The following is a 25,692-nucleotide window of genomic DNA, read 5'->3' as shown; positions in this document are numbered from 1 at the left end:
TCAAAATTATACGGAGATGACATCGAGTCTGACGCCTCGGGCTCGTCGGGACTCTAGTCCGTTCAAGCTGTCAGCTCACTGAGGCGGGCATTACAGTTTTGTCAGGTAGCGCGGCTTTCCAGCCTTTGCTTGAGGTTGACCATGGCGGTGTTCGACAACTCGACCAGCCGTTGGGACGGCAAAGAGCCGCTGATGCAGACGTTCTCTTCCAGATACTTGCGATGCCTGGAGAATGAAGCCAAAACGCCTCATCGGCGGTAACATGTGCCGCCGTTTGCAGTCACCCGGCCCCGCACAAAGTCGGGGCCTGGGTACGCATCTGGAGACAATTTTTCAGGTTCAGGAACCCGCAATGACCCAGTCGCAACGTTTGAAATACTCGATTCTGATTTCCCTGGTGGTGCTGGGGATCATGTTTGGCCTCTCCTACCTGCAAAACGTCGGGATGATCACCGAGAAAGTGTTCCAGTACATCGCCATTGCGGTGGCGGTGATAGTGGTCGTAATCAATGGCGTCATGCGCCGCAAGGTCAAGCCCTGATCGCGCGCGCCAGGGCTTCAGGTGTTGCTGTGAAGTAAAGCGACAGCCTGTTGATGCAGGCTGTAGCTCTTGTCTGGATTGAGCGTGATCACGCCCTCGCTGTTCAGACGCTTGAGCACCTCGCGCACGCTGAGAAAGGACAGCGGAATGTCCAGTTCCAGCAAATGACTGTGTACACCGCGCACGCCCAGCGAACGGTTGCTTTCGGCGGCTTTCAGCAGCGCGTCGATGACCTTCAGGCGAATCAGGCTGGTGCGCAGGCCGAAGCTTTTGAGCGCCAGCCGGATCCGGTCATTGGCGTGACGCTCGATACTTTTCTCGAAGGCGCCGGTGCCGTTGCTCGGCGAAGGGCCGTGCAGGGTCTGGTTACCATCCATTGGCAGTTGCTGGTTGTACATGCAAAAACTCCTTTTCCGAGCCTGATCAGGAAAATGACGGGTGCTCTCAGTTAATAAGACGTACGAGCAAGCCGAATAATGAAGCGCCAGATGTAGAAAATTTGTCGGTATCGAGTCGATGACCTGTCAAATGCCCGGATAGACAGGGCGTCAGGCGCTAAATTTTTTTGCGTGTGTTTCGTCTTCAGGTGGAGACACGTTCCGGCTCAAGCCTGGAAGCGCGGTCTTTTCCAGGTTGTCTGCACTGTTTATGCATCGCCATCACACTGCATGCCGGCCCTGGTTTTTCGTTCCTATCGATCAGGAGTCAGCGTGATTATTTCCAGGCCGTTACCCAGGATTTGCCTTGCGGGTGTGTTTCTGGGGCTGAGTCTTGCAGCCCAGGCAGAGGTGGCGACGGGGGAGGCCAGTGCCGATATTCGGCGCACCACTTTTGGCATACCGCACATCCGCGCCCATGACGAACGGGGGCTGGGGTATGGCATCGGCTATGCCTATGCCCAGGACAATCTGTGCCTGCTGGCCAATGAGGTGGTCACGGTCAATGGTGAGCGCTCGAAGTATTTCGGCCCTGAACAGTCCACCCTCGAAGAGCGCGAAAACCTCGCCAGCGACCTGTTTTTCAATTGGTTGAATACGCCACAGGCAGTATCCGCTTTTTGGCAGGCGCAAACCCCGCCAGTGCAGCAGTTGATCGAAGGTTATGTCGCCGGTTACAACCGTTCGCTGGCCGAACGACAAGCCCGCGGATTGCCTGAGCAGTGCCAAGCGGCCTGGGTGCGACCTGTTACCCCATTGGACCTGGTCAAGCTGACCCGGCGCTTGCTGGTCGAAGGGGGTGTCGGGCAATTCGCCGAGGCCCTGGTCGGTGCCGCGCCGCCCAAGGCCGTCACTCAAGTCTCAGACCCGTCACAGGCGTTCCGGTTGGCCGCCACTCGAGTGCAGCGCTTCACCCTGTATCGCCTGCAACTGGATCCCAAGGATGCAACCCGTTACCTGCTCGATGGCAAGTCCTTGCCGATGGGCCAGCAAACGCTGACGGTCAATGTAAAAGCCGCGGATGGCAGCACCCGGCCGGTCTCTCGGGTGGTGTACAGCTCGGTCTTCGGCCCGGTGGTGCAATGGCCGGGCAAACTGGACTGGAACATGGAGTTCGCCTACAGCCTGCGCGATGCCAACCTGGAGAACGACCGGGTGCTGCAGCAGTGGTATGCGATGAATAGTGCAGTCAGCCTCAAGGACTTGCAGGCGTCGGTACACAAGATTCAAGGCATTCCCTGGGTCAATACCCTGGCAGTGGATGACCAGGGGCAGACGCTCTATATGAATCTGTCGGTGGTACCGAATGTCAATGCGGCCAAGCTGGCCAAGTGCAGCGACCCTCGGGCCGGATCGCAAATGATTGTGCTCGACGGCTCCCGCAGCGCCTGTGCCTGGGACATTGACGACAGTGCGGCCCAAAAGGGCATTTACCCGGCCAGCCAGTTGCCGCAACTGCTGCGTACCGACTATGTGCAGAACTCCAATGATTCGGCCTGGATGGCCAACCCCGCCGCACCGCTCGAGGGCTTTTCGCCACTGATCAGTCAGGACAGCCTGCCACTGGGCCAGCGTGCCCGTTTTGCCCTGGATCGCTTGAGTACGCTGAGCAAGGCCGGGACTCTGGCCGTGGCGGACCTGCAGCGGATGGTGATGGAGGATCAGGTTTACCTGGCGAGTCAGGTCATGCCGGACCTGTTGCAGTTCTGCGTCACCAGCCTGGGGCCTGACGCGGCCACCCTGACTCCGCTGTGTACCGGTCTCAAGGCCTGGGACCGCAGCGCCAACCTGCAAACTGGCCTGGGCTTTGTGCACTTTCAGAATGTCATGGAGCATTTGCAACAAACCCCGGACCTTTGGCGTGTCGCCTTTGACCCGGCAGACCCAGTGCACACGCCGCGCGGCCTGGATCTTGATCGGCCAGAGATTGCCAGTGCATTGCGTGAGGCGATGCTGGCATCGGTCAGGAGGGTGGCCAAGGCCGGGCTGACGGCGGATAGCCGTTGGGGGGACATTCAGGTGGTCAGCAGTGGTGGGCGGCAGACGCCGATCCATGGCGGTCCGGCGAGCCTGGGGGTGTACAACGCCATCCAGAGCGTACCGGCTGAAGGTGGCAAGCGCGAAGTGGTCAGTGGCACCAGTTATCTGCAGGTGGTGACGTTCGACGGATAGGGGCCGCAAGCCCAGGGCCTGCTGGCCTTTTCGCTGTCGAGCGACCCGGCCTCCAGGCACTCGCGGGACCAGACCGAAGCGTTCTCGAAGAAGCAGTGGAGTGCGTTGCCGTTCACTGAACAGCAGATCAAGGACGATCCGCAGTATCAGTTGCACGTCATCAGCGAACAGGACGATCGCTCAGGGACGGTGGCTGCGCAGTAGGTTTGCGCCGGCAAAATCAAGACTGCACCCGCTGGGGGCGGCCTTTCAGCTTTTCGGTACCTGGCGCGGGATCGAGTTGAGCACCGGGTTGCCATCCTTGTTCTGGGTCAGGTACACCGGCAGCACTCTGGGCAGCGAGGTCACGAGGCCCTTGACCTCGCTGGTGTTGTAGATGCCGCCGATGCGAATCGCCCCGGTGGCGTTGTCCGCCAGCATGAGCGGCTTGTTCAGGTAGCGGTTGATCAGAGGCAGGGCGTCGGCCAGTGCCAGGTTATCGAGAATCAGCTTGCCGCCGCGCCAGGCCAGCGAGGTATCGCCGGCATAGGTCTGGCTGAGTTGCGGCGAATAGTCACCGGCCTTGTAGCGAGCCTGCATGCCCGGGTCCAGGCGCAGGCCGTCGCCGGGTTGAGCGGATTGACTGCTGACCAGCACTGAGCCTTCCACGAGCGTCACTCGAACCTGATCTTCGTACATCCACACATTGAACCGGGTGCCGGTGACACGAATGCGCCCGTCCGCGGCCTTGACCACGAAGGGGTGTGCGCTGTCATGGCTGACACTGAAGAAGGCCTCACCTTTGTTCAAGGTGACCCGACGCTGATCCTTGTAGTTGCTGTAGGTCAGTTCACTGCCCAGGTTCAATTCGACCTGGCTGCCATCGGCCAAGGTGATGTGCTCCACGCCGTTTTTGGCCTGGAAGTGTTCGTAGGAGTTTGGCAGCCAACCCAGACTCCAGCCGGTGTACGCCGCCAGTGGTAGCGCCAGCAGGCTGATCGCCGCGGCCAGGCCGTAAGTTCGCCACCGATTGAGGGGGGCAGGCACAGGCTCTATGGACGGGGCTGCTGCGCGAGGCAGATGCTCGGAGACATCCCAGATCTCGAGCATCGCCTCGTATTCGATGGCGTGCAGCGGATGTGCATCGCGCCATTGTTCGAAAGCCTGGCGTTCAGCTGCCGTGCAGTCAAACGCGTGCAGCCGCATGCACCAATGTGCGGCAGCATCGGTGACGGCGTCGTATTCGGCTTCCGAGAGGGACTTTTCGCTCATTGACTCTTCCTGATTTCCTGCATTCTAACCTTCGCAGGTGGCTGACGAGAACAGTCGATATGGCAAAAGAACATCAACGTGAAGCTTATTTTGTCTTCCTTACCCTTTAAACACCATAGACGCCGTCTGCGCACTTCACCCAAGCGTTCAGGGTATTGGCGATACAGGCCGGCTGGACGGAATTGGATCCAGTTGGCGGCCGAGTTGAGTGATGAGGCAGGCAACGGAGTCGGCATTGCCTAATACAGTGTCGATTCGTCGGTCCGGGTTGTTGCGAAAGATTCGACGTGCATCTTCCAGGTCCTTACCCCCGGTAGTTTTCAGAATATGATCTTCAATGTGTTCCGTATCAATGGCGGTACCCGGATCCATCCAGGTGCCGGTATCCTCATCCAGGATCTGGAACAGTTCGGAAACCGGGGTAAGCATGGACAGTGATGCGGCCTGAACGTCGTGCAGGGCATCCTTCAATCTTTTCCCCGTTGCTTCAGCCAATAGATCCGGGAACAGCCTTGCGGACTCAAGATAAGCAATATCTTCGGTAGCACAGACTATATGAGTCAGTTCATGAATGATGGTTGAAGCTCTGAGTTGAAAGATGCAAGAGACGGGTCCACCAGCTCCAGGAGGATCTTGTCGACAACGGCTGTCAGTTTCTGCACAAGGCTCGGTTCTATCGTGGACACCGCAAAAAAACTCTTGAGGAATCGATGCACTCGCGTGACCGGTTGAACTGCGGGATCCAGCAGGCGCAAGTTGTGCTTGCAGTAACGGGTGTAATGCAAGGCAAGATCCAGTCCTTCTCTGATCATCCGTGCTTTTTCAGGATACAGCCGTCGAATGTTCTTCAGGCCAACGGCTTCTATGTTCATTCCGTTGCGAACGCTCGACCAGGTCAGGTATCGATTGTCTAGCCTGGTCAGCGCTCCGCCGAAACGGGGGAGGTGCTGGCGAGCGTCGAATACCCAGTGTTGTGCGTCGGTTTTACGTACGAAAGGGCCTTTGTATTGATCACTGATGATCTGCCAGAGATGTCCGTGCCTCTCTACACGATAGACTTTTCCGGCAAGGGGAATGAGTTCGCGGTCAGTCGCTGCATCCAGGTAAATCCCGTGCACCGTGCTCTTTTTCAGATCCTTGAGCGCGACGTCCATGACCTCATAAGGCTGCAGTCGAGTTCGCTGAGGGGCCGTCAGGTCCATGTTGGCCAAGGTGGTGATAACTGCGGGTGGTTCCAGGGGCGGCTCGGTGGCAACAACATCTTTTGCAGCCGTCGGTACCGGCTTCGATGCAGACGCCTCCATGGCCATCTTGATCGTCGCAAGCTGACCGACCCCGTAGATGAACGCCTTGAGCGCGGATCCCCATTTGTGTTGCCGAAGGTCTTAAGCGCTCTTCGAGAGAGGTAGATAATTAGGGTGAATATGCACCTCGCAGCACCTTTCTTGCTGGAGCCATCAACAAGAGTTGACAGGACGCTCGCCAAACGTTGTTTAATCGGATGCCGGACCTCCATACCCTGTTGCCCCCTCCAAATAATAAAACTGGAGCTTCAGATGTCTGCATCACCTTTGGTTGTCGAAACCCCTTCAGAACACCTCACCTACGCGCAGCTGGTGGCGTTGCTCGAGCAAATTTTCCTGCGCCATGGCACCTCGGCCGAAGTGGCCTATGTCCTGGCTGATAACTGCGCCAGTGCCCAGCGCGATGGTGCCCATAGTCACGGTGTGTTCCGTATCCCCGGTTATGTATCGACGCTGGCCAGCGGCTGGGTCGATGGCAAGGCGCTGCCGATCGTTGAAGATGTGGCGTCAGGGTTTGTGCGGGTCGATGCGGCCAACGGTTTTGCACAACCGGCACTGGCGGCTGCCCGGGAGTTGCTGGTGGAAAAGGCCCGCAGTGCCGGGATCGCGGTATTGGCGATACGCAACTCCCATCACTTCGGCGCGCTCTGGCCGGATGTCGAACCCTTCGCCTATGAAGGGCTGGTGGCGTTGAGCATGGTCAACAGCATGACTTGCGTGGTGCCCCACGGCGCCGATCGACCGCTGTTTGGCACCAACCCCATTGCCTTTGCCGCGCCCAGGGCGGACGGTGAGCCGATCGTCTTCGATCTGGCCACCAGTGCCATTGCCCACGGCGATGTGCAGATCGCTGCGCGCAAGGGTGAGCGTCTTCCGGCGGGTATGGGCGTGGACAGCCTGGGCCAGCCGACCCAGGACCCGAAAGCGATTCTCGAAGGCGGTGCACTGTTGCCGTTTGGCGGGCACAAAGGGTCGGCGTTGTCGATGATGGTCGAACTGCTGGCGGCGGCCTTGACTGGCGGCAACTTCTCGTTCGAGTTCGACTGGTCAAATCACCCTGGAGCGAAAACCCCCTGGACCGGCCAGTTGATCATCCTGATCGATCCGAGCAAGGCCGCCGGGCAGAGCTTTGCCGAGCGCAGCCAGGAATTGGTGCGGCAGATGCATGGGGTAGGGCTCAAGCGGTTGCCGGGGGATCGTCGGCATCGTGAGCGGGCCAGGTCCCATGAACAAGGAATTGCCATTGCAGTGGATGAGCTGGCGAATTTGCGTGTGTTGGCTGGAGATTGAGGCCCAGGGCTTGCGCCTGTTCAACCATCCCTCTGGCCTGAAACCCGAGGGATGGGAGAGTTATCGGTTAATGAGTCAGCGTGTTTTGCGCGATGGTATTCGTCAACAAATGCGGCAAGGTTCCGGCGTTCCATGCAGGGTCCAAAGCGGCTAATTCTGAAATAAGCAGGGCTATCGAGTCTGCATTGGACAGGATCATCCGGGCACGTACTGTCGAGTCAAAGAGAAAAGACAGTCGTGCGGCATCAAGGTTCGTCGTCCCGCTTACTTTGAGAATGGTTTCCAGGGCGGTGTGGTTGAGCGGTTCTGTGAACAGTGTCTCGGCAGGCGTACTCCTGGAGAAGGCTTTTCTTCGACTGCTGACTATCCAGTCTGGTGTCTGGAAAGGCCCCAGGCGGGCTGTATCGAGTTTGGCTATCGGGGGGTATTCGGACCAGGCGTCGGCCAGGTCCTTGCTACCCAATACCAGGTGGCTCAGTTCATGAATCAAGGTATTGGCGCGGGAGTGGGAACCCTGATCGAAGGAGCCAGTAACCGGATAGTCATCGCCACGAAGACTCGGATCGAAAAAATGCTCAGTGAAGAAAATTCTGTGCTCGGGATCACCAGGCACCGAGAATGCTACGACATTGTCTGGAGTGACGGTTGTTCCAATGACATAGCGTTTCGAATCAAAGGTGTTCATGGAGCGGTCCCAGAGTGCGTCAAGTAACGAGGAAGTCATTGCGTCTATCTGGTCATAGAGCGCGGGTGTTACATCAGAGATAGACAGAACCTCTTTTATGATCGAGATGACTCTTGGATCTCGAGGTGTCCCTGGCACGGGCTTGCGTAAAGCAAACCTGCATCCCAGCAACTTCATGAAGGCGGCTGTATGTGCATCCTTCAGGGCCTGGGCTTTTTCCGGGTAGCGAGTCGTGATTTGCGTCATGCCTTGCGCATCGAAGTCCATTTCCAGTTTTGCTCGAGCCTTCGCGTCTTTTCCCTCGAGCATGCTTGCAATTGAACGGGAGAGGGGGGGGGTGGTTATTTCCCAGGCGCCAATCTGATTTCTTTTCAGGGTAGGCCCAACTCCAACGTCATTGGCCATTCTCCATTCACCCGCTTGTTTATCGATTCGATAAACCCGGCCTTGGACAATGGCGCATCGTTGTTGATTTATCGGATTTATGTAGACTCCAGGAGCCTCATCGCTTTGCAGGCTGTTCAGCTCGATCCCGGGTAATTCGAATTCACGCAGTCGGGTGATTTGTTCGGCGGTCATTGGATGGTCTGCCCAGGCGAGGCTAGTAGGCCGTACCATCTTCTCGATATCGAGAACTTTGGAATCGGCGCGTACAGGGCGCAAACGCAACTGGTGCATTGCCACCATTTGCAGCAGGTTCATGATGACCAGGTCGCAAGCTTCGCCCCACTTGGCTTTTTTTACCGCTTCTGCCACTTCAGTGACTAATTGGAGACTGCTCCATATGACGAAAGGCAGCGAGATTATTCCGGGCGCGAACATCAATCCCGCATCGATAACGGGCGTCAGCAAGAACTTCAATCTTTCCCATTTGGCCTGCGCCGCTGTGACGCTTTGCGATTCGGCCATGCTGATCAGCAAGGCTGTGTTGTCGGTAAACAAGGTGTTCAGCAGATTGCCCGTCAAGGGGGTAAACGAAAGACTGATGGGACCAGGCGTGCGGGTTGGCAGATCGGAAAAAGGAATGTGCGGTTCGATGAACCCTCCGTTGGCGTAGACCCTTGCGGCTTGTATCGACATCCGCTCCAGGACCAGGGCCTGCAGGGGCGTGGATGTTTGCAGATCACTGATCAAATGGGCTTCATCCCGATACTCCTTGAACCCAAAATCCTTGCTGTAGGGCGTATGCAGGATGAGGGGGCCAGCGTCGGGCTGCCTTGGGCCAATCAAGTACATACCGAGCGTGGCGTCGGCTTTCAGGCCCTTGTCCGGGATGAGCTCCAGCGGGCGAACGATAATATTCACGTCACCCAAGGCCTCTCTGGCGAGGGTGTCCGGCATCGTCATGACCTGTTTGATAAACAGGTAGGCCTTTGCTGTGAGTTGGTTCTGGAGCCTCATGGCCAACGCCTGCTCGATGACTTGCGCGGGTAGTTGCGTGGCAAACAAGCGCTTGCGCTCATCGACTCCCGGTTTACCGTTATCGAGTTTGTCATGGAGTGTTTTTACATAGTCGTGACCTATATCCAGGGTGCGAAACACCTCTTGCAGGTAGGGGGAGTCCAACCACGCGGGAACAGGCAGGCTGCTGTTATGGAAACTTATGAAAATCGTGGCGCCATTGACCTGCGCATAAGTCTTCAAGGCAAATTGCGTCAAGCTCTCAGTGGTGTGGGGCACGGTGCCCTTGGCGTTTGCGGCGAAGAAAAACGGCGGCTCGCCAGCGGGGGCTACGGGTGACTGATAATGAGTAATTGTGACGTCGATCAGGTCCGGGTTCAGAGGATGATCCGGGTCCTTGGCATCAAGCAGGGTTTTGAGTTTTGAGTGCGCAAAGTCGTGCAAATCAGGAATGTCATGCAGATAATTTTTCCCCGCGTCAATCGACCTTCGATAGGCTCTCAGTGCCTCAAGATATTCCTGCTGCTCGTTTAGCGATTTCGTCTGTAACCAGACCGGCAGTTTGTGTTGGAACAGGATGTTTTGGGCCCAGGCAATGAGTCTGTCCAGATTGATTGCCGCTTTAATGTCCTGCGACTGGCCCAACATCAAGTCAAGGGTGTTTTGCGCGCTGAGTTGGCATGTCTGAGCAAGATGGAACAGGCTTTCACCTGTCGCCAGTTCAGCGTCTATTTGCCATTGCTGAAGGACTTCCTGAAAGTCGCCATCGATAACCTTCAGTTCCAGTTTGATTGAAGTGTGTTCAACGGTGCTAGATCGGTCGCTCCATGAAACATTATCGAGCAGGCTGGAGCGCCCGGGGATATCAAGCAGTCGTGTATTCAGTTGGTTGAGCAATGTCGGCAGAGCGTTAAACGGTTCCAGGCCCCGCTGCGGGGTCCACAGAATGACTCGTCCGCTGTCTTCGGGGGCATGTTCCGGGCCAGGACCGCCGCGTTCAGCGATCACAAAACAATTGGCAAGCTTTACACTGGCCGGCTGTTTGTCCGCAATCAGGGCAATGCTGTAGACATCGGGACGGAAGCCATTCAGGGTTTCACGCATGCTCCTGACAGGGCTGTCGAGCACGCAGGTGAGCAGTTTGCGATCATTCTCATCCAGGCTTCGATCCGCCGACCTCAGCTTGAGTTCGTACTGTAGCGCTGCATACCTGATTTTAATCAGCGTGTCCTTGATGGAATGCCCTTGGGTATCAGCGGTTGCATAGAAACGTTTCAGTTCTTCGAGGTAGCGCTTGAGGAAGTCAGTCTTCGCCAGGCCGAGCATTCTCTCCAGGGCGGGCAGGTCAGGCTGGTTTTCCTCCAGCCTATGCTGTACTCCATTAACTACTCTGAAGGCTTGACCCGTACCGGTGTAGCCCTTGGCTTGTGCGTAACCGGTCAGTTGTTCTATCAGTAGGTCGGTCAGATTGCTGGAGTAACTGACCAGGAAGGGCTCGGTCGCACTGATAGCGTTGGATTCAGCCTCTATGTGGATTTCAGCCGGTAAAAGATCACTGTTGATGTAGGTCAGGTAGTTCTGCATCCGTGCTTGTGAAAACGAACGGATGGTCGGACGCCGTTCCCAGAGTTCATTGGTCCAGGTATTGAGGGCCGTGAGACTTCGAAGAGCTGTTTGAATGGGGTCACCGGACGATGATGGGGCCGGTGGTTGAAAGGCGGGTGGTGCTTCGACTGGATTGAATACGTTTGCCTCGCTGGATACGTTGAGCTTGTCCCAGCGGCGCTGTTGTCCAAGCGTCGGTAATCGGCTGTCAAGCATCACCCGGATGTCCAGCGCGTAGTCGATAGCATCATTGATATCGAGCTTTGGATGGTTCTTTTTCAGCAGGTTCAACAGGTAGCGGACATTGGCCAGCTGTTTGCCGATGATCGAGTCCATGCGCTCCGGGAAAACCGCCTTGTCCAGTTTCTGAGCCTGGAAGCCGAAGCCGGCGGGGCCCTCGGGGGCGAGGTACTCATTCAAGGAGAGGCAGAACAACAGGTTGTTGAGGGAGCTTGGGCGTTCTTGGCGTGCACTCAGTTGTTGTTTCAGGTCATGGCGGTTGTCGAATGATTCAAGCCCCTCATTCGGCACATAGAGAAATACTCTGGAGGAGCTCGGGAGGGTATGACTGACCAGAAAAGCCCCGGCAAAGAAGATTTCATTTTTTCCAGGTGCGGTATAAGAAAGATGATCGATCCGAAGCGACTCCGCCGATGGGGAGGGCGTGTTCGAGGGTAATTGGCTGACCCTGGCGAGCCAGGTTCTCTCTGTAGGGGAAATGTCTCCCGAATAGTCATGTGACCTCACTTCCTTGGCGAACCGCTGCGCCAGGACATCCGCGAAATAGTCGCGGCGAGTGTGGTCGCCGATGAATCTATTCGACCAGAACGCTGCGAGTTTTTTTTCGAAAAGAGACTGGAGCTCGGTACTGGTTTGAACTATCAGGGTTTCAAACCAGGTGACGTTATTGATAAGCGCAAAGCCTCTACGCACGAACGCCCCCTCAAGACCAACCCAACTGCGGAATTCCCTTGTTTGCGCGGTTGGCCATGAACTGTTGCGGTAATAGGTCAAAATAGTTTCTGTCAGCGTGTGCGAGGAAACCAGGCTCTGAATGGAATGGTTTACTCCGTGGTCGTCTTCTTCAGTCACGGTGATGAAACTATTGACGCTAATATCGTTCGGGCCGAGCTCTCCCTCAGGGTAAATTTCATCCAGCCGGGTTTGCAGGTAATCGTTCAGCACTTCGTTAATTGAAGGCAGACGGAGAAACTCGTCCGCAATACCCATCAGATCGAGTGCGGAGTTGTCCAGCAGCGCTTGGCGCAGATCAATGAAAGCATCAACGACAATAAGATAGGGTTCGAGTTTTACCGGGAGCGTGGCGCAGATGGCATAACGCTGATCGACCGCAACGTAGCGCAGCAGTTCGTTGGTTTTATGGGGATCCTTGAGTCGTTCGGAAAGGTCACTGAGTAAAGCGTTTTCATCGTCGTATTTTTCCAGACCACAGGCCAGGGAATAGAGAAATACCGGAGCGTCTTTCGCCTTGGGGGCGCTCAGTTTGAACGAACCGAGCAGCTCGCAAGGTGGCTTGTCCGGCAACACGAACAGGATCTTGTCGATGCGCATCGGCACGGCCTGGGCGGCGCGCACCTTATCGTCCGGTAAAAGGGCGGTTTCCAGCCATTGCTGTTCTATATCGGTAATGTCCCGATCGAGTGCGGCTTTTGTCAGCGCCTCTTGATAGCGCGTTTTTAGTTTAGCGATGTCGTAGTACGGGGAAAGCGGGATGTTTGCCATGGGGAGTGCGCTCGTCCTGATCTGTCCGAATGCAGACGGATCTTCATGGCAGGACGTTAGAGCGAAAGGGGAAGGGTACTGCGGTAAATAGTTAGGGGGGGCGCAAGTCCCCCCTTGGCGATTACGACTTAGTTGCGACGTCCTAGCAAAAGGCCGACCACCAGACCAAAACCGGCAGAGATCGCCACGGTCTGCCAAGGGTGTCCGCCTATGTAGATTTGCGTGGCATCGACCACCGGTTTACTGCGCGAACGTACGTTTGATACGGCGTCCAGTGCCTGCTTGAGTTTCAGAGCAACTTGTTGACGCAGACCTTCAGCTTCCTCGCCCACCAGCGAAGCACTGCTTTTGAGTAATTTTTCCGACTCTTCGATCAGGGTTTGCAGCTCGCTGAAGGTTTGATCCTTGATCTGTTCTTCGGCCATTTGCGCGGCGGTTTTCCGGGCCATGGGAGGACTCCTTGCAGTTGAATGGGCAGTGAACAATGGAGTCGGCTTGAAGGCAAAAAGTTGCAGCTATTTTGAGCCTGAGCCAACGCCGAAGAAAAATCCGGAATCAGAGTTTTCCCTCGACGGTGTAAGATATCGCCAATTTTACGCAGCAGGTAACTCCCATGAGCTTCAATCTGGCTAACCAGCCCCTTGCCGAGCGCGCGGCGCTCGAAGATGAAAAGTCCCGTCTGTTCGACCTTTGGCAGAGCAATCTGGGCAAAGCCAAGGGCGAGGGCGCCCGCTTGTTCGGCGAGCGCGCCAAGCGCAAGGGCAAATGGGCGGAATGGGTGCGCTCGGAGCTCGATACGATGTCTCCACCGGAATTCGCCAACATGGTGCGCAGCGAGGTCAATCGGTTGATGGCAGCGAAATAAACGGGGCTAAGATCAAAAGATCGCAGCCTGCGGCAGCTCCTACGCAAAACACGCCAATATGGCTTCGCGGACCTTCAGCACCACCGGATCGAGCTGTGTGCTGGTGCGCCAGCCCAGTTCGATCGGATAGCGCGGCAACTCTACGGGGCAGGGCAGCAGCGTCAGCCCGGTTAGCGCGCCAATGCTCAGCGCAGCGTGCCCCGGGATAGTCGCCACGGCCTGGCTGCCCTTGAGCAAAAAAGGCAGCGCGGCGAAGTGGGTGGTCGAGGCGCAGACCTGTCGGCTCAGTCCCAGCCCGGCCAATCCTTCGTCGGTAATCCCGATAAACCCTTGCGACGAAACCAGGATGTGCTCACGCCTGACGAACTCGTCGAGGTCGATCTCATGCTGCCCGTCAGCCAGGCTTGCCGGGTCCACCAGGCACAGATAACCGCCTTCGCCAAGCACCTGGCGGCTGAGCATGCGCTCGGCAAAACCACCCGCGGTGATTGCCAGGTCGATACTGCGCTCCATCAAGGCCTGGGCAACGATCTGGCTGTGGGTTTGCCGAAAGATCAATCGCAGTTTCGGTGCACGTTGCGCAACCTCCTCGATCAACCGGCGACCGTAGGCGATCTCGAAGTCATCGGATAGACCGACGGTGACCGAACGGCCCTCGTAGTGACTGGCAGTCGGATCGACCATCGCCAGGCTTTGCCGACACTTGTTCAGTGCTTCGCTGACCACCGGTTTCAACTGGTTGGCCCGCAACGTCGGCGCCAGACCGCGACCCGTACGCACGAACAGTTGATCGCCGTACAAGTCCCGAAGCCGCCGCAACGCCGCGCTCATGGCCGATTGCGTCACCCCCAGACGCAGCGCCGCGCGGCTGGCGCTGGACTCGTCATGCAGCGCCTCGAAGGCCTTGAGCAAGTTGAGGTCGACGTTAGCGATATTCATCTGGTTCATATCATTCAGCAGTGAACGGGTCTTTATTCATGATCGGTCGCGGCCGGAGAATGAGCAACACCTCATTGCTCATGGAGTTACCGCGATGCCCAAGTCCATTGTTGCTGCACTGCAAATCGGTTCTCTGCCCGGCGGCAAAGGCGAGACCCTGGAACAGATCCTTTCCTATGAAGGCGCCATCCTCGAATCTGGCGCGAGCCTGGTGGTGATGCCGGAAGCTTTGCTGGGTGGCTACCCCAAAGGCGAAGGATTCGGCACGCAACTGGGGTATCGCTTGCCGGAAGGTCGAGAAGCCTTTGCCCGCTATTTCGCCAACGCCATCGATGTCCCCGGCGTTGAAACCGAAGCCTTGGCTGGATTGTCGGCACGTGCCGGCGCCAGTCTGGTGCTGGGAGTGATCGAGCGCTCCGGCAGCACGCTGTATTGCACGGTGCTGTATTTCGAACCACAGGGCGGACTGGTGGCCAAACACCGCAAACTGATGCCCACCGGCACCGAGCGACTGATCTGGGGTAAGGGTGACGGCTCGACCTTGCCGGTGATCGATAGCAAAGTCGGACGAATCGGTGGCGCGGTGTGTTGGGAAAACATGATGCCGCTGCTGCGCACTGCGATGTACGCCAAGGGCGTGGAAATCTGGTGCGCGCCGACGGTGGATGAGCGGGAAATGTGGCAGGTCAGCATGCGCCATATTGCTCACGAAGGGCGTTGTTTCGTGGTCAGCGCCTGTCAGGTCCAGGACTCACCGCAAGCCCTGGGCCTGGACATCGCCAACTGGCCGGCCGAACGCCCGCTGATTGCCGGTGGCAGCGTGATCGTCGGCCCCATGGGCAACATTCTTGCCGGGCCACTGGTGGGCGGAGCCGGTCTGTTGACTGCCGAGATCGATACGGATGAACGGGTCCGCGCCCGCTACGACTTCGACGTGACCGGACACTACGCGCGCCCGGATGTGTTCGAGTTGAGCGTGGATGAACGGGCCAGGCCGGGGGTGCGGTTTGTGAAGGATTGAGACCAGTGTTTGCGTCGATAGAAATGCTGCGCAGCCAAGATCAAAAGATCGCAGCCTATCGGCAGCTCCTACAAGAATTGCATACGCCCGCTCATTAGCGGGTGTACACGGTCTGCGTAGATACCGTCTTAACCCTCACAAGGCAAGCGTCCGCTGACAAAGCCGCGCACTTCGGTGCGGATCAGGCGCATGCCGGCGCGCTGTCGCGCAGGTAAGTCAGCGCGTCGTCGGCCAACTCCAGCGGGCGCAGGATCAGGCGTTCGGTGTACAAAGTGGGTGTGGATTCCATGTTCGATGAATGTACCGATTACCAGGCGACGGTCGAACGCGGCAGACTGAGTTTGCCATGATCGACGAAACGCAGGGTGCCAAACAGCCCGCCCGCGAGTTTGCCGGGCAGCACGTAGGGCAAGTTATCGAGGCTTTGCGTCTGGCTCAGGCCGAGGGTCTGGCGCAGCACGGAAAACGTCGAGACGCTTACCGGCACCGTCAGGATTGTTTCGGAGAAGCGCGCGATGGTGCCCTGTTGATCGCTTACGCCAGCGGCCAGCGGCTGCTTGTTGACTTCAAGGACTCTGCGCATGGACATGTGCTCTGGTTGATTCGGTCACTGTAGCCGCTTGCACAAGCTAGTTCAGGGAAAACGCTGCCAGCAAATCCTCCTCGAATGCTCGCTGCGCATCCCCCGGCACCTGGGCCCGATGTCGGGCCAGGTGAAAGGCCACCTCAAAGCTCAGGTCTGGTCGAGGCACGGCCCTGAGCAAGCCTTTGTCCTCCCAGGAACGGGCGAAGTGGCTGGGCAGATAGCCGACATGTTTGCCGGAGAGGATGAAGGCGAGTGTGCCTTCGACCTGTTCCGAGCGCGCCGAGCAGAGTTTGCCCTGGAAGGGTTCGTCGCTGCGCAGGAAGCGATACGGGTGATCGACCCGGTCGGTGCTGTGCAGCGCGTCATCGTCAGGCGCGTCATTGGTGAACAGCGGATGATCTTTTGCGCAATACAGGTGCTGGGTTTCCGTGAACAGCTGGCGGTAGTCGAAGGCGCTTTGGGCCTGTGAGAAATAGCCGATCGCCAAGTCCAGCCGTTGTTGCAGCAACAGCCGTTCCATCTCGCCAGGCATGGCGCTGATCAGCTCTATGCGCACCGATTCATCCCGCTGGCGAAAGCGCCGAATCGCTTCGGCGACCCGTTTCAGGACCGACTGGTCGAGGGCTTCGGACAAGCCCAGGCGCACGTCACCGAGCAATCGACCGGCCATACCGTTGGACTGATGGCGGAACGTTTCAATGGAGTCAAACAGCCCGCGAGTCGCGCTGAGTAGCTGTTCGCCTTTGGGGGTGAGTTTGAAACCGCCCTTGCCGCGACTGCACAGTCGGTATCCGAGTCGGGTTTCGAGCTTGGCCATCTGCTGGCTGATGCTCGACTGACTCAGGCCCAGTTCGCCTTGGGCGGCGCTGAAGCCACCGCACTCGACGACGCTCACAAATAAACGCAGCAGCTGCAGGTCCAGATCGTGAAATTGACCGAGCATCAAACATTACTCATGGATAAAGTCAGGATAATAAACTTAATATTTTTACAATGTATCACCTGACGCATGCTGCAGGCACTCACTCCCGGCAGGTGCTCGTCATGGGTTCTCTCCTCAAGTTTTGCTGTCCCGCGCTGGTGTTGTTCATGGCCCTTCCGGTCGTGGCCGAAGACAAAGTGCTCAATCTCTACAGTTGGGCCGATTATGTAGCGCCCGAGGCGCTGCAGCGTTTCGAACAGGAAACCGGCATCCACGTGCGTTATGACACCTTCGATACCCCGGAGGTCCTGGAAACCAAACTGCTTACCGGCGGCAGCGGCTATGACGTGGTGGTTCCGTCGTCCAGCGTACTGGCCCGTGGTCTGGCCGCCGGAGCTCTGCAGGAAATCCCCCGCGACCGTCTCAAAGGCTATGCCAACCTCGATCCAGACATGCTGGAAAAACTTTCCGCGGTCGATCCCGGCAACCGTTATGGCGTGCCTTACACCTGGGGCACGCTGGGCCTGGGCATGAACGTTGATGCGGTGCAGCAGCGGCTGCCGGGTGTGGCCCTGAATAGCCTGGACCTGCTGTTCAAACCCGAATACGCCAGCAAGTTGAAAGACTGCGGAGTCGCCATTCTGGACTCACCCCAGGAAGTGATCGGGCTGGCGCTGCATTACCTCGGCAAAGATCCCTACAGCACCGACAAGAAGGATCTGGCTGCCGCCGAAGCCTTGCTGCATCAGTTGCAGCCCTCGGTGCTGTACGTCGCCAGCGGGCGGCAAATCAGTGACCTGGCCAATGGCAGTGTCTGCCTGGCGCTGACCTACAACGGTGACGCAAGCATGGCCGCCGATCAGGCACGCAAGGCCGACAAGCCGTTCGAGGTGGCCTACCGGATTCCCCGGGAAGGCACGCTGGTCTGGCAGGACAATCTGGCGATCCCCAAGGACGCGCCACACCCGGAAGCCGCCCGGGCCTTTATCGAGTTCATGCTGCGTCCGGAATCGGTGGCAGCGCTGACCAATACGCTGTTCTTCGCCAGCGCCAACCAGGCCGCAACGTCCTTGGTGGATGCCGCTGTACGCGAGGACGTCGACATCTATCCACCCGTCGAGGTGCGTGAGCGCCTGTATGCCGACCGCAGCATGAGCCTCAAGGACATGCGTCAGCGCACCCGCCTGTGGACCACTTTCCGTAGCCGCCAACAATAAGGATCTCTCCATGGAAATCGCCGATTTGAACGACCAGGCCATGACCCGCGACAGCCTCTACGGGACTGCCGCTGAAAGCACCTACGCCGGCATTACCAGTTTCATGCGCCGTCGTTACAGCCGCGACTTGCGCGGAGTCGATGTAGTGGTCAGCGGCGTACCGTTCGACACCGCCACCAGCAATCGCCCGGGTGCGCGTTTCGGGCCGCGGGGGATTCGCAGTGCTTCCAGCGCAATCGCCTGGGAGCGGCATTGGCCGTGGACCTTTGACCCGTTCGATCATCTGGCGGTGATCGATTACGGCGACTGCAGTTTCGACTCCGGCACGCCGCAGTCGGTACCGGACAGCATCGAGGCGCATGCCGAGAAGATCCTCGCGGCCGGTTGTGCGATGCTGACCTTTGGTGGCGATCACTTCATCAGCTATCCGCTGCTCAAGGCCCATGCCCGGCGGCACGGCGCGTTGTCGCTGATCCATTTCGACGCCCACAGCGACACCTGGCCCGATGAAGAGGGCAAACGCATCGACCATGGCACCATGTTCTGGCACGCGGCAAAGGAGGGGCTGGTGGACCCCTCGCGTTCAGTGCAGATCGGCTTGCGCACCACCAATGATGACCATCAGGGCTTCGAGGTGCTGGATGCGCGGCAGGTGCATCGACGCGGCTGCGAAGCAATCATCGAATCGATCCGCGAGCGGGTCGGCGATAACCCGGTGTACCTGACATTCGACATCGACTGCCTCGACCCGGCGTTCGCTCCCGGCACTGGCACGCCGGTGTGTGGCGGGCTGAGTACGGTGCAGGCGCTGGAGATTCTCGGCGGTTTGCGCGGGATCAATCTGGTGGGCATGGATGTGGTGGAAGTCGCGCCCGCCTATGACAGTGCGGACATCACCTCACTGGCGGCAGCAACCCTGGCGATGGAGATGCTGTGTTTGTATGCGGCGCGGCATAAGGTGGATCGGTAGGGCCGGGCTTGCCGCAATTGTGCGGTGACCTTCAGACCTATATCGCGAGCAGGCTCGCACACAGTGGATCGGTGTACATCCGCGAGAGACAGGCCGGCTTTCGGGCCGCCGAGCCTTTCCGTCAACACGGCTTGGCCTTGTCCGGCTCGGTGAACAATGGCGATCCGACTTGCCCGCGAAGCCGATTGGCAAGACATAAAAAAGGCGTCCAAAAGGACGCCAAAGCTAATCTCTGCCAAAGGAGCGGTATTGCCAGAGTTTAATAGATTGCAGCGTGGGGTCAGGTGCTGGGCTTTTGTTCTTTTACTATTTGATAGTCATTGGCGGGTGCGGTTTTAACCGTGTCGACGGACGCCGTGTTATCAGATTTACCGTGGACTTGTTGCTGACTCAAATTAAAGTTGTCCCAATGTTGCCTGATTCGTTCAGCACCCCCTTCGGCGAAGGCTGCGGCAGAACTGACGGTCATAAGGCCAGCGAGGGTCAGAGTTGAAAGTTTCATGCTGGGTTTCCCCTCAAGCGTGCGTGGTGTCCATTTCGGACGTGATATGAAGTCACCGGTGCAGTGTGTGGTCTTTCTATTAAGTGGGAGTTAACGCCAGCGTGGCGAAAAGATTACATTCTGACAAGTAATTACAGGGCGGGCTGTTATAGAAGTCGACGTTGTCGCAGTACTGCTTATTGAACAGGTTGTTGACGTTCAATGAGGCCGATACACCATGTAACACCTCCTGGCGGATATTCGTATGTCGATCAGCGCGCAGACGTAAATAAAGTGCCCGGTCAGCGGGGCCGACCGCTGCCTTCGGCAGCTGCTACGTGGGACATGGCATACTGCGCTGCTTCAGCCCTGGACCCATCTGCCGGTATGACCTTCGATTCCCCCCTCAGCGCCTACCAACATGCCATCGAGCAAAAAGGCTTCGTCAGGGATGATGCGCAATGGCAAGTCGTGCAGGCGCTTGAGCAGTGCCATAAAGCCTTGCATCAGCATCAGACGAAAGCCACCGGGGTTTACCTGTGGGGCCCGGTCGGGCGTGGCAAGACCTGGTTGATGGACCAGTTCTACCAAAGCCTGCGCATCCCGGCCCGCCGTCAGCATTTTCACCATTTCATGGGCTGGGTGCATCAGCGCTCATTCCAGCTGACCGGCACTGCAGACCCCTTGCAAGCGCTGGCCCGAGAGCTCAGCGGGGACGTGCGGGTGCTGTGTTTCGATGAGCTGTTCGTCAATGACATCGGCGACGCGATCATTCTCGGGCGCCTGTTCCAGGTGATGTTCGAGGAGGGGGTGGTCATCGTGTCCACTTCCAATCAGCCGCCAGAACAGCTCTATGCCGATGGCTTCAACCGTGATCGATTTCTGCCGGCGATAGCCGCGATCAACAATCATATGCAGGTGCTGGCGGTGAATGGCGCCGAGGACCATCGTTTGCATCCGGGGGTCGGGATTCAGCGTTATCGGGTCAATGCCTCGGGCCAGCCAGGCCCCACAAGCGAGGTGTTCAAGGGGCTGACTGTCGGGCAAGCGGTTTCCAGTGAAGCAGTCAGCATCGGATATCGCTCTGTTACAGCCATGCGGTCCAGCGTCACAGTACTTTGGTGCCGTTATGCCGACCTGTGTGAACAACCCTTTGCGGCGATGGACTTCATGGCCTTGTGCGACAGGTTCAGCGCTATTCTTTTAAGTGAAGTACCCAATCTCAGCGCACAAAAACGCCCCGGACGGATTGCCCGCGGTACGGAAGACGGGGTCGAGCGAGTCGACGCCGGCGACCGGGAGTTGCCAGAGTTGTCGGTACATGACGATAGCGTGCGGCGCTTCATCGCGTTGGTCGATGAGTGTTACGACCGTAAGGTGCCGCTGTACATCGAGGCGCAGGTGCCCATGGAGTCGTTGTACACCGAGGGTTACCTGGAATTTGCGTTTCGTCGTACCCTCAGTCGTTTACGAGAAATGCAATTGCAGCGTTTCGGCTCAGGGTTTTGAAACCAAAGGAGGTATCACCGTGGACCAGCCGCTGTCCCATCATTTGCTGACCATGGCCTACCAGAATGCCTGGGCCAATCACCGCTTGGCCAAGGCCTGCGGGCAGTTGAGCCAGGCTGAGTTCGTGGCGCAGCGTGTCAGCTTCTTTCCGAGCATCAAGGCCACCCTCAATCACATCCTGACCTGCGACTGGTTTTATGTGGATGCCCTGGAGCGGGAGCTGCGTGGTCTATCGCCGCATCCCGATTGTTATGTGTTCTTCACGCAAGACGAACCTTTCGATACCAGCGCCGACCTCAAGCGCGAACAGGCCCTGGTGGATCGACGTTTAATCGCCTACTGCGAGCAACTGCAGGACGCGGACCTGGGCCGTCTGGTGACCATTGCCCGCGATCATCCGCAGCGCGACAGCCGGCTGCGAATGCTCTCGCATTTGTTCGAACACCAGTTGCACCACCGTGGTCAAGTCCATGCCATGCTCAGCGGGACGTCGGTCAGTCCGCCGCAACTGGACGAGTTCTTCTGTGCAGGTGAAGCGGCGTTGCGCGCCGAAGACTTTGCCGAGCTGGGCTGGACCGAGGAGCAGATTTGGGGGGCGTAGGACACCGCCCACTACGCTGAGGGAATAACCCCGAAGACTACGCTGACTTCATACGGGTATTGTCGGAACGGGTCCGGCCGCGATAAGGTCATTGACCTTTTCAGCCGTCTGGAGACGCACTGGGAAAGGGAAATCACTATGCGATCGAGGATGGAAATGGAATCCGCTGAAATTCTGGTGCTACAAGCCAGCTATACCAACCCGGTGCATGCCGAGGCGATCGGTTTGCTCCTGAACCACTACGCAGAAGACCCCATGGGCGGTGGTGAACCCTTATCGGCCGATGTATTGCAGAACCTCCCCAGCGAACTGGCCAAGCGTCCTCATGCCTTTAGTGTGCTGGCCTTCGTCGGTGGCGAGCCGGCCGGGCTGGTCAACTGTTTCGAAGGGTTCTCGACTTTTGCCTGCCGTCCGTTGGTCAATGTGCATGACGTGGCGGTGATGAAGAAGTACCGCGGCCTTGGCTTGAGCCAGAAAATGCTGCGAAAGGTCGAGGATATTGCTCGTCAGCGTGGTTGCTGCAAAATCACTCTGGAAGTCCTCGAAGGCAATGAGGTGGCTCAGGGCTCCTACGCCAAATTCGGTTTTGCCCCCGGGATGCTCGACCCGGCCCACGGCCGCATGCTGTTCTGGACCAAAGCATTGTAGGGAAACCTGGCGCTGTAGGAGCTGCCGCAGGCTGCGATCTTTTGATCTTTGCGATGGTGCTGTCCGCAGAAAAGATCGCAGGCTGCGCCAGCTCCTACGCCGACCGTGTGCACCTGCAAGGGTGGGTGTCTGCAAGCCCCCGTAGGAGCTGCCGCAGGCTGCGATCTTTTGATCTTTGCGATGGTGCTGTCCGCAGAAAAGATCGCAGGCTGCGCCAGCTCCTACGCCGACCGTGTGCACCTGCAAGGGTGGGGGTGTCTGCAAGCCCCTGTAGGAGCTGCCGCAGGCTGCGATCAGGGTTAGGAAAGCCCGCGCCGCCGTAGTAAACCTTGCCGTCAGTGTCACTTTCGCGGTGGGTATAGGCCGCCTTCAAATGCCAGTCATGCGCCAGGCGTTGGTCCAGGGTGGCGAAAGCGGTTTTGTCCTTGAGCGGCCAGGAACTCCAGTGCGCCGCCATGTTGGTCGAGCGCGGCAGGTTGGCCTTGGCGCCTGAGGAGTTCCAGATCGGCACGGAGCCCCAGGACGTGCCGTCGACCTGTTTGTCCTGATAGTCATAGCCTACGGCCAGAATCGTGCTGTCAGTGAGATCGGCTTCGAGGATCCCGTAGCCGACTTCACGCTGCAATTGGTAGTTGTCGCGAAACGACTTGCTGTCTCGATAGGCCAGTACGCTGCGTCCACGCAACCTCCCATCGAAGGCCAGCGGACCGCCGACATCGACGTAGCTGTAATAGTCGTCATAGCTGCCGCCACTGACACCGCTTTGCGCCGCCCATTCTTGCGTTGGACGCTTGCGCACCATGTTGACGGTGGCCGAAGGATCGCCAGCGCCGGTGGTCAGGCCAGTCGCCCCGCGTACCACTTCGATGCGATCGTAGATGATGGTGTCGGCGTCGGACTTCATGCGGCTGAAGGTGTTGAGCATGCCATCGATCTGGAAGTTATCGATCGAGTAGCCACGGGACGAGTAGTCCACACGGTCGGAGTCCAGGTGCTTGACCACTATACCGGTGGTCTGGCTCATGACTTCGGACAAGGTATTGAGTTTGAAATCGTCCATCTGCTGCCGGGTAATCACCGAGACCGATTGCGGGGTTTCCTTGATCGACAGGTTCAGGCGGGTCGCGGTACTCATCGCGCCCGTGGTGTAGGACCCGGTGTTTTCGGTGGTAGTGCCCAGCCCTTGGGCGGTGATGCTGGTGGCTCCCAGTTCCAGGGCTGCAGGTGCTGCATCCGGCTCGCGGGTGGCGTCGGTTTCAGCGAGCACATCTGCGCTCAGGGCGGCACTGCAAAGACCCAGGGTCAAGGTCATGGAACGGGTGATAGGCGCGAACATCGCAGCCGTCTCCTTATCGTCGTTGAAAAATTCCGTTTGCTCAAAGACGAAAAGGGCGGAGGGGATTTAGTGCAAACAGGAATAATAATTATTACTTTTTGGTATTTGCATTCAAAAAGGTGCTTTTTGAACCTCCTGAAGGAGGCTCAAAGCAGGGTGTCGTAGCGGGATTACCAGAGAAAATGAGGGGCTGGAACCAGCCCCCGAAAGGATTACTTCAGGACGACTGCCGGATCGACGGGCGTGTGCTTGGGTTTCATCAGGCTGAAGTCGATCAAGGCCTTCTGTTTGCGTTCATACGGGTTGCCGATCAGCAAAGGGCGCACTTTGAAGTCGTCGTGGATCAGGCTTTTGCTGTGGTCCAGTTCGTCAAAGCTCAAACCGGCCAGGTCCGCCCAGGTATGGATGAAGTGCGAGCTGCTGTAAGGGCGGGACAGGTCACCGGTGAAATCCCAGTCGTGGCTTTCACGCCATTTCGGCGAAGCCCAGGCCATGAACGGAATGGTGTACATGGGCGCCGTCGGCTTGCCCTCGTTGCGCCCCAAGGTGCTATGGCCAGGGGAGTCGAATACGTCTTCTCCGTGGTCGGAGAGGTACAGCAAGAAGCCGTTCGGATCGGTCCTGGCGTAGTCCTTGATCAGGCTCGAGACCACGAAGTCGTTGTACCGCACGGCATTGTCATAGCTGTTGTAGGTCGGCAGCTGGTCGTCGCGCACGCCGTCCGGGACGCCCTTGCGGTCGGTGAACGTGTCGAAGGTCGGCGGGTAACGGTACTGGTAACTCATGTGCGTGCCGAGCAGATGCACGATGATCAACTTGCGCGGTGCGCTGTCGGCCAATGCCCTGGAGAACGGCTCCAGCACATCGCCGTCGTACTGGCGGGCGTTCTGGTTGCGGTTGTTATTGAGGTACACCTGCTCGTCGGCCTGCTCGGAGAAGGTTGTGAGCATGGTGTTGCGCTTGGTCATGGTCTGCTGGTTGGTGATCCACCAGGTCTTGTAGCCTGCCTGTTTCATCACGCTGACCAGCGACGGGGTCTTGAGGTACAGGTCGGGGTTTTCTTCGTCGGCGAAGGTCAATACCTGTTGCAGCGCCTCGATGGTGTAAGGGCGCGGGGTGATGACGTTATCGAAAACCGCCAATTGGTCCTTGAGCTTGTCCAGTTCCGGGGTGGTTTCCCGAGGGTAGCCATACAGGCTCATGCGCTGGCGGTTGGTCGACTCGCCGATTACCAGCACCAGGGTCGCCGGCTGGTTGGCCATGGCGTCCTTGAGATTATGCAGCGGCGGGATCTTGCTGACGTTGTCGAGCATGCCTTGCATGTTTTCCAGTTGCTGGGTGTAGCGGCGATAGGCGACAACCATCTGCCATGGCACAGCGGGTTCAACCCGGGTTTCGAATTTTTCGATGGCGCCGTCCAGGGTGTCGTTCTTCATCACCTGCCTGACCAGCGGGTAGCCGACCACTGCAATCAGAATCGCCATGGCCGTGACGAAGGCCTGGCCACGGGGCAGATACACCGGGCGCAAGCGGGTCCAGAGAAACACCACCAAAGCGCTGTGGGCGATGAATCCCAGGACGATCCACCAGGCAAAGTATTGAGTCATGTACTCGCCGGCTTCAGAGATGTTCGACTCGAACATGATGAAGATGACGCTTTGCGAGAACTCTTGCTGATAGACGAAGAAGTAACCCAGGCTCGCCATCGAGCAGGCCCACAAGACCACGCCAATCAGCGCCGCCAGCAAACGAGTGCGGGCTGGAAACAGCAGCATCGGCGCCAGCCACACGGCACTCATCAGGAAGGCCTGACGAAATCCGGAGAAGCCGGAGGTGCCGGTCAGCAGGATCAGCAGTTGGGTAATGCCGGAAAAATACCAGAAGAACAGGAACAGCCAGCCCAAGCCCGCCCAATCAAAACCTTTCGCAGACGTACTGCTGCGTTTAAACATCGCCATTCAGGGCTCCAGCCGATTAATTACTTCAACCGCTGGAGATTTCTACGCGCCAGCGACAAAAAAACGCCCGAAAATCGGGCAGCCATAGTGTTCAGGAGTATCGACAAATAAATGTGAAAAAAGCGTGAGTCGACCGAATGTGACAGCTGGCGGGGTATTTAGTTACAGCACGGTGACCAACGGAATCGCATTACATCCTGTTCAAGCAGG

Annotated in this window: 20 protein-coding genes and 3 pseudogenes; 10 read left to right on the top strand and 13 right to left on the bottom strand. The window is 57.9% G+C overall.

Annotated elements, in window-relative coordinates; genetic code table 11:
- Nucleotides 1-101: 101 nt before the first annotated feature.
- Nucleotides 102-242 carry a hypothetical protein gene (locus tag AC3IUA_RS16610; RefSeq protein WP_489355457.1) on the bottom strand — a complete coding sequence of 47 codons (141 nt, stop codon included), beginning with the start codon at nt 240-242 and terminating at the stop codon, nt 102-104.
- A gap of 110 nt (nt 243-352) precedes the next feature.
- Here AC3IUA_RS16610 and AC3IUA_RS16605 point away from each other — a divergent pair, with 110 nt between their 5' ends.
- Entirely contained in the window at nt 353-541 is a 189-nt protein-coding gene (locus AC3IUA_RS16605; protein WP_489355456.1) for a hypothetical protein, read from the top strand.
- 17 nt (nt 542-558) lie between these two features.
- Here the strand turns inward: AC3IUA_RS16605 and AC3IUA_RS16600 are convergent, their stop codons facing one another.
- Nucleotides 559-939, bottom strand: a complete 381-nt coding sequence (locus AC3IUA_RS16600) for a fe2+ zn2+ uptake regulation protein (protein ID WP_489355454.1) — start codon at nt 937-939, stop codon at nt 559-561.
- A 312-nt stretch (nt 940-1,251) separates the two neighbouring features.
- Between AC3IUA_RS16600 and AC3IUA_RS16595 the strand changes: the two are divergent.
- Nucleotides 1,252-3,354 (top strand): annotated as a pseudogene (locus tag AC3IUA_RS16595) (penicillin acylase family protein).
- A 45-nt stretch (nt 3,355-3,399) separates the two neighbouring features.
- On the opposite strand, the gene AC3IUA_RS16590 reads toward AC3IUA_RS16595, so the two are convergent.
- The 3 genes from AC3IUA_RS16590 to AC3IUA_RS16580 all read right to left on the bottom strand — a co-directional run bounded on the left by AC3IUA_RS16590 (nt 3,400) and on the right by AC3IUA_RS16580 (nt 5,705).
- Complete coding sequence (locus AC3IUA_RS16590; RefSeq protein WP_489355452.1) at nt 3,400-4,401, bottom strand: FecR family protein; 1,002 nt, start codon at nt 4,399-4,401, stop codon at nt 3,400-3,402.
- A gap of 147 nt (nt 4,402-4,548) precedes the next feature.
- Nucleotides 4,549-4,872 carry a hypothetical protein gene (locus tag AC3IUA_RS16585; RefSeq protein WP_489355450.1) on the bottom strand — a complete coding sequence of 108 codons (324 nt, stop codon included), beginning with the start codon at nt 4,870-4,872 and terminating at the stop codon, nt 4,549-4,551.
- Between the two features lie 89 nt (nt 4,873-4,961).
- Complete coding sequence (locus AC3IUA_RS16580; protein ID WP_489355448.1) at nt 4,962-5,705, bottom strand: hypothetical protein; 744 nt, start codon at nt 5,703-5,705, stop codon at nt 4,962-4,964.
- Nucleotides 5,706-5,957: 252 nt separating this feature from the next.
- Here AC3IUA_RS16580 and AC3IUA_RS16575 point away from each other — a divergent pair, with 252 nt between their 5' ends.
- Nucleotides 5,958-6,995 (top strand): Ldh family oxidoreductase, encoded by a 1,038-nt coding sequence (locus tag AC3IUA_RS16575; protein WP_489355446.1) that lies wholly within the window; start codon nt 5,958-5,960, stop codon nt 6,993-6,995.
- Nucleotides 6,996-7,062: 67 nt separating this feature from the next.
- Here the strand turns inward: AC3IUA_RS16575 and AC3IUA_RS16570 are convergent, their stop codons facing one another.
- Both AC3IUA_RS16570 and AC3IUA_RS16565 read right to left on the bottom strand, forming a co-directional pair.
- On the bottom strand, nt 7,063-12,429 hold the full coding sequence (locus tag AC3IUA_RS16570) for a dermonecrotic toxin domain-containing protein (protein WP_489355444.1): 5,367 nt from the start codon (nt 12,427-12,429) through the stop codon (nt 7,063-7,065).
- A gap of 128 nt (nt 12,430-12,557) precedes the next feature.
- Nucleotides 12,558-12,878, bottom strand: a complete 321-nt coding sequence (locus AC3IUA_RS16565) for an ElaB/YgaM/YqjD family protein (protein ID WP_489355442.1) — start codon at nt 12,876-12,878, stop codon at nt 12,558-12,560.
- Between the two features lie 164 nt (nt 12,879-13,042).
- Between AC3IUA_RS16565 and AC3IUA_RS16560 the strand changes: the two genes are divergently transcribed.
- Nucleotides 13,043-13,294, top strand: coding sequence for a hypothetical protein (locus AC3IUA_RS16560; protein WP_489355440.1), 252 nt, complete (start codon nt 13,043-13,045; stop codon nt 13,292-13,294).
- Between the two features lie 39 nt (nt 13,295-13,333).
- On the opposite strand, the gene AC3IUA_RS16555 is transcribed toward AC3IUA_RS16560, so the two are convergent.
- Nucleotides 13,334-14,242: a LysR family transcriptional regulator gene (locus AC3IUA_RS16555; RefSeq protein WP_489355439.1), complete on the bottom strand. Its 909-nt coding sequence runs from the start codon at nt 14,240-14,242 to the stop codon at nt 13,334-13,336.
- A gap of 85 nt (nt 14,243-14,327) precedes the next feature.
- Between AC3IUA_RS16555 and AC3IUA_RS16550 the strand changes: the two genes are divergently transcribed.
- Complete coding sequence (locus tag AC3IUA_RS16550) at nt 14,328-15,254, top strand: carbon-nitrogen hydrolase family protein (RefSeq protein WP_489355437.1); 927 nt, start codon at nt 14,328-14,330, stop codon at nt 15,252-15,254.
- 307 nt (nt 15,255-15,561) lie between these two features.
- Here the strand turns inward: AC3IUA_RS16550 and AC3IUA_RS16545 are convergent.
- Nucleotides 15,562-15,825 (bottom strand): annotated as a pseudogene (locus AC3IUA_RS16545) (LEA type 2 family protein); the annotation flags it as partial.
- A 58-nt stretch (nt 15,826-15,883) separates the two neighbouring features.
- Complete coding sequence (locus AC3IUA_RS16540; RefSeq protein ID WP_489355435.1) at nt 15,884-16,783, bottom strand: LysR family transcriptional regulator; 900 nt, start codon at nt 16,781-16,783, stop codon at nt 15,884-15,886.
- 101 nt (nt 16,784-16,884) lie between these two features.
- Here AC3IUA_RS16540 and AC3IUA_RS16535 point away from each other — a divergent pair, with 101 nt between their 5' ends.
- Both AC3IUA_RS16535 and speB read left to right on the top strand, forming a co-directional pair.
- The gene (locus tag AC3IUA_RS16535) at nt 16,885-17,979 is read left to right on the top strand and encodes a polyamine ABC transporter substrate-binding protein (protein WP_489355434.1); all 1,095 of its coding nucleotides are present in this window, start codon (nt 16,885-16,887) and stop codon (nt 17,977-17,979) included.
- Between the two features lie 10 nt (nt 17,980-17,989).
- On the top strand, nt 17,990-18,949 hold the full coding sequence (gene speB / locus AC3IUA_RS16530) for an agmatinase (protein ID WP_489355432.1): 960 nt from the start codon (nt 17,990-17,992) through the stop codon (nt 18,947-18,949).
- Nucleotides 18,950-19,229: 280 nt separating this feature from the next.
- Here the strand turns inward: speB and AC3IUA_RS16525 are convergent, their stop codons facing one another.
- Nucleotides 19,230-19,451 (bottom strand): hypothetical protein, encoded by a 222-nt coding sequence (locus tag AC3IUA_RS16525; protein WP_489355430.1) that lies wholly within the window; start codon nt 19,449-19,451, stop codon nt 19,230-19,232.
- 366 nt (nt 19,452-19,817) lie between these two features.
- Between AC3IUA_RS16525 and zapE the strand changes: the two genes are divergently transcribed.
- The 3 genes from zapE (at nt 19,818) to AC3IUA_RS16510 (ending at nt 22,188) form a co-directional block, all read left to right on the top strand.
- Entirely contained in the window at nt 19,818-20,939 is a 1,122-nt protein-coding gene (gene zapE / locus AC3IUA_RS16520) for a cell division protein ZapE (protein ID WP_489355428.1), read from the top strand.
- Between the two features lie 19 nt (nt 20,940-20,958).
- Nucleotides 20,959-21,540: a DinB family protein gene (locus tag AC3IUA_RS16515; RefSeq protein ID WP_489355426.1), complete on the top strand. Its 582-nt coding sequence runs from the start codon at nt 20,959-20,961 to the stop codon at nt 21,538-21,540.
- Nucleotides 21,541-21,696: 156 nt separating this feature from the next.
- The gene (locus tag AC3IUA_RS16510; RefSeq protein WP_489355424.1) at nt 21,697-22,188 is read left to right on the top strand and encodes a GNAT family N-acetyltransferase; all 492 of its coding nucleotides are present in this window, start codon (nt 21,697-21,699) and stop codon (nt 22,186-22,188) included.
- 286 nt (nt 22,189-22,474) lie between these two features.
- Here the strand turns inward: AC3IUA_RS16510 and AC3IUA_RS16505 are convergent.
- Both AC3IUA_RS16505 and AC3IUA_RS16500 read right to left on the bottom strand, forming a co-directional pair.
- Nucleotides 22,475-23,524 (bottom strand): annotated as a pseudogene (locus AC3IUA_RS16505) (TonB-dependent siderophore receptor); the annotation flags it as partial.
- A 212-nt stretch (nt 23,525-23,736) separates the two neighbouring features.
- Complete coding sequence (locus AC3IUA_RS16500) at nt 23,737-25,482, bottom strand: phosphoethanolamine transferase CptA (protein WP_489355422.1); 1,746 nt, start codon at nt 25,480-25,482, stop codon at nt 23,737-23,739.
- Nucleotides 25,483-25,692 lie beyond the last annotated feature (210 nt).

Source organism: Pseudomonas sp. KH_050 (assembly GCF_057838875.1).
Note: the sequence above shows the minus strand (reverse complement) of the source record. Positions and strands in the feature narration are given on the sequence as shown.

Coding starts and splice junctions, on each gene's coding strand:
- AC3IUA_RS16605 (WP_489355456.1), top strand. CDS start 353: ATGACCCAGTCGCAACGTTTGAAATACTCGATTCTGATTTCCCTGGTG.
- AC3IUA_RS16600 (WP_489355454.1), bottom strand. CDS start 939: ATGTACAACCAGCAACTGCCAATGGATGGTAACCAGACCCTGCACGGC.
- AC3IUA_RS16590 (WP_489355452.1), bottom strand. CDS start 4,401: ATGAGCGAAAAGTCCCTCTCGGAAGCCGAATACGACGCCGTCACCGAT.
- AC3IUA_RS16580 (WP_489355448.1), bottom strand. CDS start 5,705: ATGGAGGCGTCTGCATCGAAGCCGGTACCGACGGCTGCAAAAGATGTT.
- AC3IUA_RS16575 (WP_489355446.1), top strand. CDS start 5,958: ATGTCTGCATCACCTTTGGTTGTCGAAACCCCTTCAGAACACCTCACC.
- AC3IUA_RS16570 (WP_489355444.1), bottom strand. CDS start 12,429: ATGGCAAACATCCCGCTTTCCCCGTACTACGACATCGCTAAACTAAAA.
- AC3IUA_RS16565 (WP_489355442.1), bottom strand. CDS start 12,878: ATGGCCCGGAAAACCGCCGCGCAAATGGCCGAAGAACAGATCAAGGAT.
- AC3IUA_RS16560 (WP_489355440.1), top strand. CDS start 13,043: ATGAGCTTCAATCTGGCTAACCAGCCCCTTGCCGAGCGCGCGGCGCTC.
- AC3IUA_RS16555 (WP_489355439.1), bottom strand. CDS start 14,242: ATGAACCAGATGAATATCGCTAACGTCGACCTCAACTTGCTCAAGGCC.
- AC3IUA_RS16550 (WP_489355437.1), top strand. CDS start 14,328: ATGCCCAAGTCCATTGTTGCTGCACTGCAAATCGGTTCTCTGCCCGGC.
- AC3IUA_RS16540 (WP_489355435.1), bottom strand. CDS start 16,783: ATGCTCGGTCAATTTCACGATCTGGACCTGCAGCTGCTGCGTTTATTT.
- AC3IUA_RS16535 (WP_489355434.1), top strand. CDS start 16,885: ATGGGTTCTCTCCTCAAGTTTTGCTGTCCCGCGCTGGTGTTGTTCATG.
- speB (WP_489355432.1), top strand. CDS start 17,990: ATGGAAATCGCCGATTTGAACGACCAGGCCATGACCCGCGACAGCCTC.
- AC3IUA_RS16525 (WP_489355430.1), bottom strand. CDS start 19,451: ATGAAACTTTCAACTCTGACCCTCGCTGGCCTTATGACCGTCAGTTCT.
- zapE (WP_489355428.1), top strand. CDS start 19,818: ATGACCTTCGATTCCCCCCTCAGCGCCTACCAACATGCCATCGAGCAA.
- AC3IUA_RS16510 (WP_489355424.1), top strand. CDS start 21,697: ATGGAATCCGCTGAAATTCTGGTGCTACAAGCCAGCTATACCAACCCG.
- AC3IUA_RS16500 (WP_489355422.1), bottom strand. CDS start 25,482: ATGGCGATGTTTAAACGCAGCAGTACGTCTGCGAAAGGTTTTGATTGG.